The sequence below is a fragment of the Streptococcus didelphis DSM 15616 genome, from assembly GCF_000380005.1.
In the GTDB taxonomy this organism is placed as follows: Bacteria; Bacillota; Bacilli; order Lactobacillales; family Streptococcaceae; genus Streptococcus; species Streptococcus didelphis.
Map to the genome: position 1 here is coordinate 36,118 of NZ_KB904200.1, position 15,377 is coordinate 51,494.

At 34.4% G+C, this 15,377-nt stretch carries 15 protein-coding genes; 4 read left to right on the plus strand and 11 right to left on the minus strand.

The features are described from left to right. Position 1 precedes the first annotated feature (1 nt). Positions 2–1,207, minus strand: a complete 1,206-nt coding sequence (locus A3GU_RS0108765) for a C10 family peptidase (RefSeq protein ID WP_018367158.1) — start codon at positions 1,205–1,207, stop codon at positions 2–4. Between the two features lie 725 nt (positions 1,208–1,932). Here A3GU_RS0108765 and A3GU_RS0108770 point away from each other — a divergent pair. Together A3GU_RS0108770 and A3GU_RS0108775 are read left to right on the plus strand one after the other, a co-directional pair. Next, on the plus strand, positions 1,933–2,772 hold the full coding sequence (locus tag A3GU_RS0108770) for an Rgg family transcriptional regulator (protein ID WP_018367159.1): 840 nt from the start codon (positions 1,933–1,935) through the stop codon (positions 2,770–2,772). 259 nt (positions 2,773–3,031) lie between these two features. Beyond that, a complete protein-coding gene (locus A3GU_RS0108775) occupies positions 3,032–4,549 on the plus strand; it encodes an amidase family protein (protein WP_018367160.1) in 1,518 nt (505 codons plus the stop codon). A 398-nt stretch (positions 4,550–4,947) separates the two neighbouring features. Here the strand turns inward: A3GU_RS0108775 and A3GU_RS0108780 are convergent, their stop codons facing one another. The 3 genes from A3GU_RS0108780 to A3GU_RS0108790 all read right to left on the minus strand — a co-directional run bounded on the left by A3GU_RS0108780 (position 4,948) and on the right by A3GU_RS0108790 (position 7,167). After that, complete coding sequence (locus A3GU_RS0108780; protein WP_018367161.1) at positions 4,948–5,742, minus strand: cation efflux transmembrane domain-containing protein; 795 nt, start codon at positions 5,740–5,742, stop codon at positions 4,948–4,950. 166 nt (positions 5,743–5,908) lie between these two features. Beyond that, complete coding sequence (locus A3GU_RS10330; RefSeq protein WP_018367162.1) at positions 5,909–6,436, minus strand: SA1002 family membrane protein; 528 nt, start codon at positions 6,434–6,436, stop codon at positions 5,909–5,911. Between the two features lie 143 nt (positions 6,437–6,579). Continuing rightward, positions 6,580–7,167, minus strand: coding sequence for a DNA-3-methyladenine glycosylase (locus A3GU_RS0108790; RefSeq protein ID WP_018367163.1), 588 nt, complete (start codon positions 7,165–7,167; stop codon positions 6,580–6,582). A gap of 212 nt (positions 7,168–7,379) precedes the next feature. On the opposite strand from A3GU_RS0108790, the gene A3GU_RS0108795 reads away from it, so the two are divergent. Then, positions 7,380–8,852, plus strand: a complete 1,473-nt coding sequence (locus tag A3GU_RS0108795; RefSeq protein ID WP_040805703.1) for an FAD/NAD(P)-binding protein — start codon at positions 7,380–7,382, stop codon at positions 8,850–8,852. Here the strand turns inward: A3GU_RS0108795 and A3GU_RS0108800 are convergent. Genes A3GU_RS0108800 through A3GU_RS0108825 form a run of 6 tightly spaced genes read right to left on the minus strand, consistent with a single transcriptional unit; the run spans position 8,813 to position 13,474 of the window. Beyond that, positions 8,813–9,082, minus strand: a complete 270-nt coding sequence (locus tag A3GU_RS0108800; RefSeq protein ID WP_018367165.1) for a hypothetical protein — start codon at positions 9,080–9,082, stop codon at positions 8,813–8,815. The genes A3GU_RS0108795 and A3GU_RS0108800 overlap by 40 nt on opposite strands. A 5-nt stretch (positions 9,083–9,087) precedes the next feature. Next, entirely contained in the window at positions 9,088–9,492 is a 405-nt protein-coding gene (locus A3GU_RS0108805) for a PTS sugar transporter subunit IIA (RefSeq protein ID WP_018367166.1), read from the minus strand. Position 9,493: 1 nt separating this feature from the next. Further along, positions 9,494–10,312 carry a PTS system mannose/fructose/sorbose family transporter subunit IID gene (locus tag A3GU_RS0108810; RefSeq protein ID WP_018367167.1) on the minus strand — a complete coding sequence of 273 codons (819 nt, stop codon included), beginning with the start codon at positions 10,310–10,312 and terminating at the stop codon, positions 9,494–9,496. After that, complete coding sequence (locus A3GU_RS0108815; RefSeq protein ID WP_018367168.1) at positions 10,299–11,180, minus strand: PTS mannose/fructose/sorbose/N-acetylgalactosamine transporter subunit IIC; 882 nt, start codon at positions 11,178–11,180, stop codon at positions 10,299–10,301. The genes A3GU_RS0108810 and A3GU_RS0108815 overlap by 14 nt, the downstream gene beginning before the upstream one ends. A 24-nt stretch (positions 11,181–11,204) precedes the next feature. Then, a complete protein-coding gene (locus A3GU_RS0108820; protein WP_018367169.1) occupies positions 11,205–11,693 on the minus strand; it encodes a PTS sugar transporter subunit IIB in 489 nt (162 codons plus the stop codon). Continuing rightward, positions 11,690–13,474: a glycoside hydrolase family 35 protein gene (locus A3GU_RS0108825; RefSeq protein WP_018367170.1), complete on the minus strand. Its 1,785-nt coding sequence runs from the start codon at positions 13,472–13,474 to the stop codon at positions 11,690–11,692. Before A3GU_RS0108825 ends, A3GU_RS0108820 begins: the two co-directional genes overlap by 4 nt. A 158-nt stretch (positions 13,475–13,632) precedes the next feature. Here A3GU_RS0108825 and A3GU_RS0108830 point away from each other — a divergent pair, with 158 nt between their 5' ends. Further along, positions 13,633–14,352 carry a GntR family transcriptional regulator gene (locus A3GU_RS0108830; RefSeq protein ID WP_018367171.1) on the plus strand — a complete coding sequence of 240 codons (720 nt, stop codon included), beginning with the start codon at positions 13,633–13,635 and terminating at the stop codon, positions 14,350–14,352. 35 nt (positions 14,353–14,387) lie between these two features. Here A3GU_RS0108830 and lacD read toward each other — a convergent pair whose 3' ends face one another. Further along, positions 14,388–15,374: a tagatose-bisphosphate aldolase gene (gene lacD / locus A3GU_RS0108835; RefSeq protein WP_018367172.1), complete on the minus strand. Its 987-nt coding sequence runs from the start codon at positions 15,372–15,374 to the stop codon at positions 14,388–14,390. Positions 15,375–15,377: the final 3 nt, after the last annotated feature.

The window sequence follows — 15,377 nt, forward strand, 5'->3', positions numbered from 1 at the left end:
ATTAAGGTTTGATTCCGATTACAGCACTCTGATAATTATTGAAACCACCAGCGCCTCCACCAGTTCCTAATGCTGCAGGATTTAGAGCCTCTAATCTAAAGAATCCATCAGAAGATCCACCCCAGCCCCAGTTAACATGGTAGAATCCTCTTCCATCAGAGCCATCTATTACAAAGGCATGTCCACCTGCTTGACCTACACCTTGGTAATATACCGGTTGGTTTTGTTGAAGTTCATTATCAATTTGACCTTCCCAGTCTTCTTTGCTAAAGTCACTTCGAGTTATTTGACGAACAGTTTGTGAATAACCAAAGTTTTCCTTTAAGGCTTTTTGAACAAATGGACTACCTGCTGAGCCACTAGATGGTCCATAATTCATTTCTACTGAGATGCCCACATCTGCCATTAACCCTGATATAGCATCTTTTTGAGCCTCACTTTCTCGTCCTGAGTAAGCAGGTAAAATATTATTCCAGTTATACTCTCTAGTAGAAATTGCTGCCCATAAGTTAAGAGGATTATTAAAGTATTCATTAGTCATTGTGTAAGCGTGATCCTTAACACCTTTATTAGGATAATTATGATACTTCATTATCTGTGCAGTTGCAGTAGCAACACACCCTGTTGCTGCATGTTGTCCTACATGAGATTTTTCTCCTGCTTTTACTTTTTCTATGACAGGTGTCAATAAATTGTAGGGATAACCTTGATTATAATGAATTCCTTTTGCATCTAGTAGAGACCTAACAGCAGGTTGTTTAATATTATCGGAATTATTGTATGTGACACTTATTTTTTTATTTTCTTTAATCTCATCTGCATAATTCTTAATAAAGGAAGAAATGTTTTCCTTACCTTCTGCATCAAATGTTCCTTTTGGAGAATATCCTAAAATCTCTGGGGAGCGTGTATCTGCTGAGACAATGATAAAACCGCCAGTGGATATATTGTAGATATACATATTAGACTCAGTAGTTTGATCTCCAAGAGACACTTTATTAAGTTTAATATCTTGAGCGTTTCTTTCAGAACCTAGCTTAATAGAGTCATTAAGGCCTGATGTTTTTTCAATAAATGTAATGGCAGTATCTTTAGCTTCTTTTTCATTACGACTAAAGTTTTGATCAGCAAAAACTGGATTAGAAAGAATGAATCCTCCTAATGCTAGAAGACTTAATAACCTGATACCTAATTTCTTTTTGTTCATTTTCTATACCTCCTTAAAAATAAGTTAACCTAACGTCCTCACTTCTATCAGTACATTAGACACACCCCCTTACTTAAACATAAGCTAGCTTACTGTATTCCTTTTTTGAAAATACACTCTAGCTCATATCTTCCCTTACAAAATTAACGATAATAGATAATGCCTGTATCCCTAGAAATCTTAATTAAATAATGTAATCTTATTGAAATTTATGTAATTCTTACTATTTCAAAAGAAATTTAGCTTGTATTTTAACTTATCAATACTTCTATATTGAAAGTCTAATATCTTACTGCTCTTTCTTAAGGTAATTAGAAATAACTTTCTATATCAAAGGAAAGTTTTTCCTACAAATTAGATTTAATTATTTTGAAATCGCTTTCTTTTGATCTAGTCACTGACTCAAAACTTCTAAAATGAAAAAGCTCTAAAACTAATTCTCGTTAGAATTTAGCCCATTATTTACCTTTACAGTTGACAAGACACTTAAAAATACTGATAATATAAACAAACTAATCAATATAATATTGAATATTTTTTAATTTCTCATTCTTATCTACTATCATTTGGTACAAAATTATAAAAATAGCAATAACAACCACATAGTATTTGCTCCCTTCTAATCTTTTAACTATATGATAATTTAATGCTGTACAAAACAAACACTTTGTTACGTATTAGGTACATTGGTAACGTATCTGTAACATAAATTAGAAAGGCGAAAAATGGAACTTGGTGAAACAGTTGAATTTATTAGGCATTCAAAAAACATTCCTATAAAACAGGTTTGTGGTGATTATTTAACCAGACAAACTTATTATCGCTTTATAAAAAATGATCTGGATATTTCTTCTAAAAAATTACTTTATATCTTAGATAATTTAAATGTAAATGTTGATGAACTGTTATTTATCAGCAACAACTTTAAACGTTACCAAGAGTTTATTGATATGGACACAGCTAAAAATTACTTTGAATGCAAAGATATACAAGGGTTAAATAGGATTCTTACATCTTATAAGGATAGTAACTCTACTAAAGAGAAAAACCTGTTTGCATTAGTCAAGGTTTTGTTAGCTACCTTGACTAACGAAGATTGCTGCAAGGAACGCATTTATCTATCAAACTATCTTATTAATATTGAAACTTGGAGTCATTATGAAACGGTACTATTTAATAACTGTATGTTTATTTTTGACTCCAGTTTCATAGAAATTGTTTTTTCAAAAGTTATTTTAAATCTAGACAAATACAATACTTTAAGATATTACGGAAATGAGTCTATTAGAATGTTCGTCAATATGTTAATTCTTTTTATCCAAAGAAAGGAATATGACAAGGCAACAGAGCTTCTAAAACAAATTAAAAATTATCAGTTAAATGATGATTGTTTGTATGAAAGGAGTTGTATCTCCTTCTTTGAAGGGATAATTGGTATGATACAGGGTCAATCAGATGCTGAAGAAAAATGCCAACAAATACTAGAAATTTTTCAATTACTAAATTGTCAAACAGTTTATAAAATGTTTAAAACTTACTTACAGGCTATTAAAAATGGGCTATAGCATCTTTAAAGCACCAGCTTATGGCTGAAACGACTTTAAGGATTAAACCTACTAAAAAATGCATATATATTTTAAAAATCATCACAGATAGTAAGAAATAGCATTTTAAATAAATAACATGCAATCTTTATAGTGGGCTTAAGATTCATACACTAGTAACTATAAAATTGACAAACATTATTATTTAAATTAAAATTATATTGCAAAAATAATAAAATTATTAGCGTGTCAGCTACTTCCTAAAGAATAAGGAGAAATTATGACAAGATCCCTGAAAATTATCTTAGCTATTCTTTTCATTATAGCTGTCATAGGTATTGCACTTTTTATTTACATAAAGATGCATTTACCTGCCAATGAAAAACGCGTGTCCTTCAATAATGCAACATTAATTAATAAAATTGATAAACAACTTACAGATGTTGATATTAAGCGTGTTCATTCTAAGGAACACTATATCTCTCAAAAATCAGTGGCTGAAATTCAGCACTATTTAAAAACAAAAATGATTACCCATGAGGATTTAGTTGCTTATTACTTACTTCGTATCAAAAAAGTTGACCAAGCAAGTAATGGTAACAACGCAGTCAGCGAAGTCAATGACAATGCAATTAAGGAAGCAAGAGAATATGATAAGCTAAGTAATGATAATCTAGCTTTAAAAGGAATTCCTATTCTGGTCAAAGAGAATATCAATACAGATGATATGCCAACCAGTGCAGGTACTATTGCTTTGAAAGACTTTATCCCTGACCAAAATGCTCCCTTGATTGATAAACTTAAAGAGAATGGAGCTATTATCCTAGGTAAAACTAATTTATCAGAACTATCTTTTTACATGTCCACTCATAATCCCCTTGGCTATAGTGCTAAAAAAGGACAGACCCATAATCCTTTTAATCCACTGAAAATATCACCTTCAGGCTCTAGTTCGGGTAGTGCTGTTGCGGCGGCAACAGATTTAGCAACCATAACAATTGGTACAGAAACATCAGGTTCTATCGTCTCACCAGCTAGTGTAAACTCCGTTGTCGGCTTCAAACCAAGTCATGATAAGATTAATGGAGAAGGTATAATTCCAATTTCTTATCATTTAGATACTCCAGGACCAATAACTAGGAATGTAACAGATGCTGCCCTTACCTATAAGCTTGCTTCTTATGACACTATGAACTTACCTGTTGATAAGGATTATATAAAAGGAAAACGCATTGGTTTAATCACTGAGTTAACAACTAATGATGACTTCTGGAAAGACCTCAAAACATCATTAGAAAAAATGGGAGCCGAAATAGTTGATATAGATATTAAGATATCATCACTAAGTCACCTCTTTATTTTGCAAAATGATTTTGAAAAAAACTTAAATCATTATCTTAAAACCTACAAGGCACCTGTCAAAAGCTTGAAGGAGCTGGTTAGCTTCAATAAAAAAGATAAAAAAAATCGGATGCGCTATGGCCAAGGACTTTTAGAAGATGCCCTAAAGTTTGAACAGCATGATAAGCAAAAAGTGGAGATGAATATTCAGCAGGCCAAAGATCTCTTAACTAAGACTATAAGTAAAAATAAATTAGATGCCCTTGTCTTTAAAGATAATAAGGGGGCTGTATTACCAGCGATAGCAGGGGCACCAGAAATCACTGTTCCTTTTGGAATTTATAAAGATTCTCCAGCTGGAGCAACCTTCTTTGGTCTAGTTAATGAAGATGAGAAAATTCTAAATATTGCTTATAGTTTTGAACAAAATACCTTAAAACGACAAATTCCAAATTAAAAGATTTATAGAGGCTAAGATAAAACAGCGTCTAAATTTTAAGATATCTAAATAAAAAACGAACAAAAGTAGAAATTAACTTTTGTTCGTTTTTTATGGTTTAAACTTCATGTAAGATTATCTTGTTATATTATTTCTACCCTTCTTAAACTAATGATTACTAAAACTATAATGTAAACTTAAGACAGGATTGACTTTTAAGAGTAATGACAATACTTATTTTCTCTCTATAATTTCTTACCTTTGCTTGTTTATTTCTTTTTACATATACTAGCTGTATTTTATGAAAGTCTTCTTGTGTTAATAGTTTCTCAATTGTAACAAGTATGGCTGATGCTAGACAATATAAAAAGCCATTCAACTGAATGACTCTAATAACTTCTATAAAAAATTACCTCTTAAAATGTAAACTCTAAACTAATTTGTTCAAATTCTTTACGTAAAAGGTTAAGGAGATTTGCTTTTTCTTCAGCGAGTTCTTCAATAGTATCCGTATTTTCAATATCTATCACAAAAACTCTGACATTAATATGTATGCCTTGTTTATGAATAAAGACATCTAAATCATGCTTATATTCATGTAAATTTTCTCGAAAAACTTGCATAACTCTATCTTTTATATCTTGATTTTGAACAGTAGAATAAGCAAATTCTTTAAAAGAATGAACTAAGATATCGATAGGTTCTTTAATAGATAGTATCACTAAGACTACAGTAATAAAGAAATCTCCTGTATAATGTAAAAATCCTAAATTACTATTTATATTAACAAAAGTAAGCATTAACACAGTTGCTCCAATACCAATAGAAATCAACCCATCAATAAGATTAGCTTTACTTTCTGCTTTAATAATAGGATCTCCTTCACCTTTTGTAAAATAAGCATAGGCTACAGAACTACTTTCTAAAAATGCTATGATAAGTAACATTAAAGTAGCTATGGATTTTAAAACTCCAAATAATGGTTCTAAAAAGTACATGCCATTTGGAAACTTTTCAGTTTTTTTATGACTATTTTTAGCGATGTAAACAGCTGCTATAGATGCTATAAAACCTATAACAGAGAATATACTATCTAGTAAAAGTGAATTTAATCCTGTAATAATGTAAATAACAATACCATCAAGTGTATTAATAAAGTTTACAATTGTTGATACAACTAAAGATCTGTGTTCTATCCTTCTATAATTCACTTTCCCTCCTTAAAATATATCACTAACTATTACAACATAGGAAAAGAATTTTTATAAAAGTGACCCTACTTATTCCGGTGACAAGTGGTTACTTTTTATATAAGGATTTTGTCTAAAAAGGAGATACCTATTATAGCTATCTTTTGGAATTTAAGCATATTCTCTTTTAGATAGAGTCTCTTTTTACTTTGTACAGGATAATAGCAATCCATACAGAGATTAATGATGGTAAGACCACCAGAACTAAATCAACTGGGTCTGCCACATTCAAATGGGATGTTTCTAAACTACTTAGCTTAAATGATTTGAATGAGTTAATAAGGTTATCAAACATGACTTGATACACTGTTATATATATCAAAGACCATTGAATAATGTACTCACAAAGTGTTTGCACCTGATCTGTAATCTTAAATTTAGGGATAACTAGCCTGTTTAACCAATACAGTATAAAACCATTCATCACTGCAATCAAGAGTACTAGTACAAATAAGGAATCTACCCCTGTTAATAAAATAGGTTTTAAAAAGCTATTGACGATACATAGTATTATTATAAAAAATAGAAAAGAGCCAATAAGTACCTCTATTCCAACAATCATGCTTGCTTTGACTAAATTAAACCTCTTATTTTTCTCCAAATGAGTTAAAAATCCTGAAAACAGGATAATTGCTAATAAAATATAAATTGCCAATTCTTGTTTACCTCTATTCCACAATAGTTTTTAATATGTAATAACAGATTATTTGTTTATAGTTTATCATATTTTTTAGTCATCAGGCAGTCCTTAAAGAAGGGAATTTCAATTGTATTATCAACCTAGTAAATCCTTATTTATCATTTACCAAGAGTATTTTTCCAGGTCTCCTTATCTGGGAGCAACCCTTTCTTTCTAATCTTGGAGACATGTCTATTTCCTAGCACATAAAAGCAAAGAGGAACATCTCTCCAAAAATCCCTACAGGTGACACCAATCCTAGCTCGACTTCCGATATCCTTTGGTTTAGGTCCTCTTCTCAATTGAAGTAGACTACTCTCTATGTTTTGGCCGTCAAACACTTTGGTGATATTTGCTAGACGGGTCAATTTCCCTGGTCCATTAGCTTGGGGATTATCACTATCTATTTCTAAAGCTCGGATTAAAACGGCTTCTGGAATATCCTGATCCCGGGTGACTAGATTTAACATGTAGTGTCCATGAATCTGATAAACATACCAATGGCCTGCTGGTAAATACATAGATTCATTTTTAGGGGTTCGTCTACCTTGTGAACTATGACAAGCACTATCTTGGGCCCCTAAATAAGCTTCTGTTTCTACAATTCTGCCAATTCTTACATCTTCCAAGTATAATTCCATGCCTAGAAGTTCTTTGGCACTAGCTTGCGTATCAGTAAACAGTAATTCTTTAAAGGTCTCTTTCATATCTTACCTCTTAAACTAGTCAGAGTTTTGTGTATTGAAACTTACTATATCTTATTCATCAACAGAAATGCAAGTATCAGCTTCGCTTTTTTCAAAAAAAGATTAGCCTTTATCTCTTTCTTTTGATATAGAAATTTCGCTTTTTCTAAACAAAAGGATATAATAAAAAGAGCTAGTTTACTGTCATTGAAGGCAAGTTCTACAGCTTTTGGATGATAGTAGCAAGGAGGAGAAATTTGTTTATCAAAAAAATTGGGATTGTGGGAATGGGTGTCAGTGGTTTAGCAGTTTTACTGGCCATTTCTCATAAAAAACAAGAGGAATTAGCTCATTTGGACATTTATTGCTTTGATGACTCAGACCACTTTGGTAGAGGCATACCCTTTCAAAAAGATGATAAATCTGCCTTGATCAACTCCCCCATCGATGATATTTCTTTTGATTATCGACATATGGCTGATTTTAAAGAATGGTTGCAAAAAAATGGTCACGATACACAAGTTAGCTATGTATCGAGGTCCCTCTATGGAAAATACATGTCCGAAAGAGCCAAGACGCTTATAAGCAAACTACCTGTTACTATCATTAAAAAAAGGGTAGAAGAAGTAGTCTATCTTCCTAAAAGTCACACTTGGCAGTTAAAGATTGAGGGACAAAGCTTCTCACAGAATTTTGATGAACTTCATCTTGCCTGTGGAGAACTTCCTGTCAGTGACCCTTATCATTTAGAAGCTCGTCCAAATTATATCTCAGACCCTTATCCTATTCAGAATTTGGCTAAAGAAAGTTGGGCTAAAAAGACTGTTGGTGTCATTGGAACTGGACTAGCTGCTGTAGATGTCATCAAATGGCTATTACTCAATACTGAAGCTACTATTATGGCTTTTTCACGGTCCAATTTTTTTCCAACTGTTCGTATCATTGATGGACCAGCTATTGACTGGCAATTTTTTACTGACAAAAAACTAGAGGAAGCCTTAAGACGAGACAAGCAAAGATTTGACATGTCAAGCTTTGAAGCCTTATTTTTTGGTGAACTACAGGCTCTTGGCTTCAGTGACTGGAAAAAGACCAGGAAACAATTCTTAGCACCAGGAATAAAGGGAATAAGTCTTTCTCTGGAATATTCTAGACAAGTTTATTTCTTACAGCAACTAGCTTCTAGAGTAACGGAGTGGTTTACAGATTTATGGCCGCTGATGACTCTGTCAGATCGTCAAGCTTATCAGAAGCGTTATAGCAAGGCGATTGTGAATTTACGCAATCCTATGCCAGCTGAGTCTGCTCACATTATCTTAGAAGCGGCTAGCAATAAACGCCTTACTGATGTTGAAGGCGTTTCAGACATAATAGGCCTAAAAAAGGGATTCTCTCTAAAGAGAAAAAAGGACTCAGATATAAGCCTTGATAGTGTCATCAATGCAACAGGTTATCACCTAAAGCAAGATAATCTTGCTAAGGCCAGCCCAATCATTCAATCTTTGATTGACCAAGCTCTTTGTCAGATTGACATTCAAGGAGGGTTCACCGTCTTAGTGGAAAGCTCACAAGTTATCTCACCAAGATATGGTGTTCTTCCTAACTTATATGCCCATGGAGCTCTAATCAATGGTGTCATCTACCAGAATAACTCTACTATTAAAATTCAAAAAATGGCAGAACGCGCCTTTTGTCCTCGAACATAAGAAAGCAATCTAAAAAATCTTCTTAACTCTCTTTTGATAGGGAATTTAAGAAGATTTTTTTGAAGGTTTGAAATTAAAATGATTACTTGTTTTAAATTAAAAATAAGATTATTCGAAAAAGCAGTTTCTTTTTCGAATAATATAAGTGAGACTACTTTTCTATTCACATTTAAAAAGACTTGGTTTTTAGCCAAGTCTTCAGTAGATGCTTTTTCTTGTTTTACTTGCAAGATGGTCAGTCTTCTTCATCATCTTCAAAACTTACAAGTAAATCATTAACTTTATGAGTATTTTCAATAGCGAAAGCTTTGTAGTCAACTGTTTCTCCCAGAAGTTGACTGTTTAAAAAACCAATTACCATAGGCATACTCATTCCTGCATAGAGATCAAATTGAGCTCCTTCTAGAATCAGTCGGGAGACAATATTACAAGGAGTCCCTCCCATTAAATCAGCAAATACTGTAAATTCCTTCAAATCAGCTACTGCTTCTAAGAATTTTTTCTTAAAGTCTTCTGCTCCTTCTGATGGTAATAGTCCCACTGAAATAATGTCTTCTTGAGGGCCCATAATCATCTCTGTGCTTTTCTTTAATGCATGGCAAAAATCACCATGACTAACTAATATCAACTTACTTGCCATATTAAACACCTAAAACCTTAAAGTAGGACATTAACAAGGCAAAGATAATAATAAGGAAAATAGCTTTTGTAGGAGTCATCCCTTTACGTCCTAATAGCCAGAAGATTGCTCCTGTAAAGATGGCTGGTAAGAGTTGCGGGAAAATAGTATTTACTAAGTCTTGAATATCAATAACTTTTTCCCCAATTTTTGGGGATGCTATAAAGTGGAAATTAATCATTGTTGCAATCAAGGCACCTACCATAAAGACACCCATGACAGAGGCTGCATCAACAAGTGAGGTTAGCTTATCACGCATAGTTGTAACTAATTTTGTACCTTCTTTATAAGCAATTTCTAACTGCTTCCAACGAAAAACAGCAATAGCCATTTGGACACATATCCACATAAGAATTCCTGTGACCCCTGACCAGATCCCTTCTTTAGCCAGACCAGCTGCAATAGAACCCATAATAGCTGGAACTAGGGAAGCAAAAACAGAATCGCCAATAGGGGCAAATGGTCCCATTAAACCTGTTTTGACACCATTAACAGCATCTTTAGAGGCTAGCCCTTCATTTTCTTCCAAAGCCAAGTCAATACCAGTAATAATCGTATGGAAAAAGTTAGAGGTATTAAAGAATTGCGTATGAACCTTCATCATTTCTTTTAATTCAGGAGTGTCATCTCCGTAAATTTTCCGTAGTTGAGGAAGAATCATATAAAGGTAACCTGATCCTTGCATACGCTCATAATTCCATCCCCATTGGAAGGTAAAGAGACTTCGCTTATTGATTTGTTTAAAATCATCTTTATTTAAATGGTAATTAGATTTCATCATCTTCAATTTCCCCACTTTCAGCTACTTCTACTTTTTTCTCTACTACTGTTACTTTTTGACCATTTTTATAATGAAGAGTTGCTAGTGCAGCACCAATAACGGCAATCCCAATCATTGGAAGCCCCTTAAATGGGGCAGCGTTGAAACCTTTAGATAAGTTTGCAAGAGCTCCACCAGCTGTTTGTAAATTAGCATAGACTGTTGTAAGCATAGCAGTAATTGCAAATCCCAATGCCAAATAATGCAGGTTTCGTTTAACTGGTAAGTAATGAAGTAAGATAGCAAATCCTAGCCCTGGTAGCATTTTACCTGCTAGCGTAAGACCATCAGCTAACCATTGTACGTGTTGAATTTCATTAACTAGTGTTTGAACAAAGCTACCACCTAGCGTAATTGCTAAAAATACTGGTAAGGCTCTTGATAAGGCCCAGGGAAGAGCCCCCATTATGTAATTGCGTTCAATCCCCTTATAGTTAAAGTTGTCAACATGTTTATCAATACGGTGTGCGAAGTAGGTTGTTGAAAAGCGACCAAGGATATCTGTGTAGACCATCAAAGCAGCTACCGGGACAGCAATTGTTGAAATGGCAATTTCAGGCTTGATGCCTTGTGCTACTGAAAAGGCGGTTGCAATTACTGCTCCTGAAGTCGCATCAATACGAGAGGCCCCGCCAAAAGTCCCAACACCAAGTACCATTAATTGTAAGCTTCCTCCAATCCAAAGACCAGTTTTCACATCTCCCATAATAATACCGGCTATAAAGCCAGCAAATACTGGTGATCCAGCTGATGAGTTAATGGTTAACTCGTCAAGAATTTGATAAGCAGAGTAAAGTGTTAAAAATAGGATTTGCCACCATTGAATCATTTTTATTTCCTCCTGAAAATAGCTTTAGTTTCTTACCTTGTTTAATAGTGTCATAAAGTCTGATGGACTATCATTTGGAACCATTTGGGCAATAAGCTTGGTACCACTAGCTTTTATGGCATCAAAATCTTCTATATCTTTATCAACTACGTTGATTGAACGGGTTACTGATCTTGTTTCTGAGGATTGAGACATATTGCCAACATTTACTTCTGAAAGGTTTAGGCCTGCTTCAATCAAACGACGGAAGTAACTTGGTTTTTTAGCAACAATCATTAAACGCTGGGAATCATATCGTCCCTCTAAAATATTCTTAGCGGCTTTTTCAACTGTCAAAATAGAGAGCTTAACTCCTGTTGGAGTTGCTAATTTCAAGGCTGTTTTTTCAAGGTCATTGTTAACGATAGTATCATCTATGACCATAATCCGACTAATATTCAATTTTGTAGTCCAAAGGTTAGCTACTTGGCCATGAATTAAACGACCATCTATACGTGTTGCAACAATTGTCATAATTTTTCTCCTATCATTTCTTTAAAGATTGGTTTTGTAACTAAATTAAGTGTGTCCGACACAAGTCCTTCTGTCTCAAAAATAACAATTCTATTTTTTCCCAACTTTAGGAAATCTTCTGGTATATAGAGCGACATATGTGGTCCTTCATTCCAAAATCGACCTAAATTGATATTATTGATAAAAGCTACCCCTTTTCCAAACTCCCTCACATCTAAATAAGAATCTCCAATTTTATCACACTTAAAATCAAAAGCGTAAAAGCTTGGTAAGCCTTCTTGCCAGTTACCTGAGTAATCGACTCTTTCAACTGTTTCTAAGGGTAGACAGTAATGTTGCCACTGACCAATAAAATGTAAATCAGCCATTAAGCCACGGCCCAACCCTTTTCTTTGACTTGCTGCAGTTAGTTTATGGCCGTAGCTAACACGTCCCATGTTTTCCACTAAAATATCAACTTGACCTGCTTCATGCTTTTGTTCAATGAAGATATCATCACCAATCTCAAATTGGTATTGGCTGGCAACCAAGTGATTGTCAAGGAAAAGCTGGGCTCTGTCTCTGGCATCTATGAGACGTAGACGCTCCTTGGGGCTATCCTTTGCTAGCTTGGTACGATAAAGAATATAACCTGTATTCTGTCCTAAATCCTCCATATTCTGAGGGTAGAAATCTTCGTGTACTTGACTAATACTGTCCAGGGTGCCAACCAGATTAACTTTTTCTACTAAGGGAATAGCTTTTATCTCAATAGGATGATTGTAGAGAGGGCCACTATAAGACAAAGCTGGAAAGGCTTTTTTGAGACACTCTTGTAAAAGGAAATATTTGGCTGTTGGATTACCTGCTTCATCTAAAATAGCATCATAATCGTAGGAGGTAACTTGAGGTAAATCTTTTTGTAAGCGTGCGGAGGCTCCGTTCATAAAGCCAAAGTTGGTTCCACCGTGAAACATATATAGGTTAATGCTTCCTTGTGCTAAGACCTCCATAATAGCATCCACCATCTCTTGTGGATCACGTTTAATAATTGGTTCTTTCCAGCGGTTAAACCAACCAACCCAAAATTCCATACACATGAGGGGCCATTTTTTATTATGGGCCTCAAAAAATGCTTGCATGCTTGAAAAATTAGCCTTAGATTTTGAGCCAAAATTTCCTGTAACTAAGATGTTCTCATCAATCAAACTACCAGCACGTAGGGTTGCCTGCCACGGTCCGTCTGATGTAAAAAGTGGAGCTGTAATCCCGAAATCTCGCATCAGCTGCATCAATTTCTTAAGGTAAGTTTTATCTTCACCATAGGAGCCATATTCATTTTCAAGTTGAAACATTAAAATATTTCCACCTTGACTAAGTTGTCTTTTAACAAGCTTAGGCATTAGTACCTTATAATAATTGGCAACTAAATTGAGGTAGTTTTGATCAGAGGATCTGACCCTAACATTTTCTTTTAAAAGCCATGCGGGTAAGCCTCCAAATTCCCATTCAGCACAAATATAAGGTGAAGGTCTAATAATGGCATAGAGGCCCATTTCCTGTGCTAAATCTAAGAATCTTTCTAAGTCAGCAATACCTTCAAAGTTAAATTCTCCTTTTTTGGCTTCATGCAGGTTCCAGGGAATATAGGTTTCAACAGTATTAAAACCCAGTGCTTTCAAGTTATAAAGTGATCGGTACCAACTACCTGGTGCTAGTCTAAAATAATGAATGGCGCCTGATAGTATTTTGAAGGGCTTATCATTTAAGTAAAAATCTTCCTTTATTTCAAAAGAGGGCATTTTCAACTCCTTTAATACTTTTGGTGTAGACGCTTACTTTTTAGTTTTTGTAATACTTCCTACCATGCTTGTTTCAAGGTATTTTTAGTTTTATCCTAATTTTAATTTATTTTTTGATATAATGATTTAATGAATATGTCTAGTCAAGGAGAAGTCGTATGGAGGCTAATAAGATTCCTAAATACCAACACATTAAAGACAACCTAAGAAATAAAATCCTCTCAGGTCAGTATAAAAAGGGTGATCGTTTTTTTACTGAAGCTGAGCTTATTCAAGCTTTTCAGGTCAGTTCTATTACCATCATTCGTGCCCTTAAGGAACTGGAAAAAGAAGGATATATTACTCGGAAACAAGGGGTAGGAACCTTTATTTCTCGGACTAGAAAAGAGAAAATTCTTGCCTTTGCTTCTTTAGATACCCAATCTTTTCAAAGTGAGCTAGTCAATGTCGTCTCGCTGACGAGAGGAAATGACCCTCACTATTTGAAAAAATTAGGTTTACATCAAACGGAATCTTACTATCAGATTTGTAGGACACGCAGTCTCAATAACCAGCCTTATCTCTACCAAATTTCCTATATTCCACATGATTATATTCTAAATCCTAATAGTGAACTAGATGCTTACCAATCCCTTTATAGGAGGTTTTACAAAGATTTTGGTATCCAATTAATGGATGAGCATTTTCAATCACATACAGATTTAACAGTAGACTTTCCAGATGAAGCCAAAAAGTTCTTAGAGCTAGGAAGTAACAATCCCTGTGTACGGCAGATAAAAATTACTCAAGATAGAAATAGTGGCAGGGTTCTAGAGTATTGTGAACTCTACAAATCTTGGAAATACTTTACTTTTAGTATGTCCTCAGTTGGTTATTAAAACAATTACTCGTGTTTATGGGATTACCATAGGCACTATTTTGCTATCTTACTTTCCCATGATGTCGCTGTCTTCTCAAGAACCTTGTTAAGTTCATCAATATTGTGGAAACCTTCTGTTCTTAACCACTCACGTGCTGCTTCTTCTCCTTGGGAAATGTAAACTGGTACAGATCCTGCCCAGGTTGCCCGACCACATAAGACACCATTAAATTTTGCTCCAGACTCTGCTGCAAAGACTAATGTTTCTTGGAATAATTGTGCTGAAACACCTGCACTAAGATAAATATATGGCAAATGACTTGCTGCTTCTTGCTCTTTGAAGGCTTGTGCTGCTTCTTCTTTTGTATAAAGCACTTGACCATCAGAGAAACCCTCTACATACTTCATATTGACTGGAACTTCAACCTTAAGAACATCCACACCAAATCGAGAATCTGAAAATACCTTCATGGCTCCATTGACCTTGTGTGCTTTTACTTTTGCAAATTCAGGACTATTAGTATCAGCTATCTTCTCATCATAACTTAAAATTTCAAGAAAGAAGGGAATATCCTCAGCTACACATTCCGAACCAATACGTTCAATATAGGCTTGTTTTTGAAGGTTAACATAATCATCACCATCTACATCATAGTAAAGTAAGAATTTAACTGCGTCAGCTCCTGCTTCTTTAATGCGTTTAGCTGACCATTCTACCAAACAGTCTGGCAAACGGCTTGTAGTTGTTGCATCATAGCCAGTTTTTTCATAGGCCAAAAGAAGGCCTGCTTTCTCATCTCGTACCTTAGTTGCAGGAAGTCCATATTCTGGATCTAGAAGGATTGAAGAGGCATAGGGTGTCAATTCTTCTGAAACTAATGATTTGAGTGCTTCTATTTGTTCTACAGTGGGCTCAGTAGTCTGGTGAGCAGCCATCATTCGTTTCAAAGCTCCACGCTGATCAAATGCTAAGGCTGAGATGATGCCTTCATAGCTAAGTTTTTTAAGGGATTTTCTTTTTACTTCTGTTAATTGATACATATG

What these genes read in the sequence shown, in the direction of transcription:
- A3GU_RS0108765 (WP_018367158.1), bottom strand. Translation starts at nt 1,207, where the DNA reads ATGAACAAAAAGAAATTAGGTATCAGGTTATTAAGTCTTCTAGCATTA.
- A3GU_RS0108770 (WP_018367159.1), top strand. Translation starts at nt 1,933, where the DNA reads ATGGAACTTGGTGAAACAGTTGAATTTATTAGGCATTCAAAAAACATT.
- A3GU_RS0108775 (WP_018367160.1), top strand. Translation starts at nt 3,032, where the DNA reads ATGACAAGATCCCTGAAAATTATCTTAGCTATTCTTTTCATTATAGCT.
- A3GU_RS0108790 (WP_018367163.1), bottom strand. Translation starts at nt 7,167, where the DNA reads ATGAAAGAGACCTTTAAAGAATTACTGTTTACTGATACGCAAGCTAGT.
- A3GU_RS0108795 (WP_040805703.1), top strand. Translation starts at nt 7,380, where the DNA reads ATGATAGTAGCAAGGAGGAGAAATTTGTTTATCAAAAAAATTGGGATT.
- A3GU_RS0108805 (WP_018367166.1), bottom strand. Translation starts at nt 9,492, where the DNA reads ATGGCAAGTAAGTTGATATTAGTTAGTCATGGTGATTTTTGCCATGCA.
- A3GU_RS0108810 (WP_018367167.1), bottom strand. Translation starts at nt 10,312, where the DNA reads ATGATGAAATCTAATTACCATTTAAATAAAGATGATTTTAAACAAATC.
- A3GU_RS0108815 (WP_018367168.1), bottom strand. Translation starts at nt 11,180, where the DNA reads ATGATTCAATGGTGGCAAATCCTATTTTTAACACTTTACTCTGCTTAT.
- A3GU_RS0108820 (WP_018367169.1), bottom strand. Translation starts at nt 11,693, where the DNA reads ATGACAATTGTTGCAACACGTATAGATGGTCGTTTAATTCATGGCCAA.
- A3GU_RS0108825 (WP_018367170.1), bottom strand. Translation starts at nt 13,474, where the DNA reads ATGCCCTCTTTTGAAATAAAGGAAGATTTTTACTTAAATGATAAGCCC.
- A3GU_RS0108830 (WP_018367171.1), top strand. Translation starts at nt 13,633, where the DNA reads ATGGAGGCTAATAAGATTCCTAAATACCAACACATTAAAGACAACCTA.
- lacD (WP_018367172.1), bottom strand. Translation starts at nt 15,374, where the DNA reads ATGTATCAATTAACAGAAGTAAAAAGAAAATCCCTTAAAAAACTTAGC.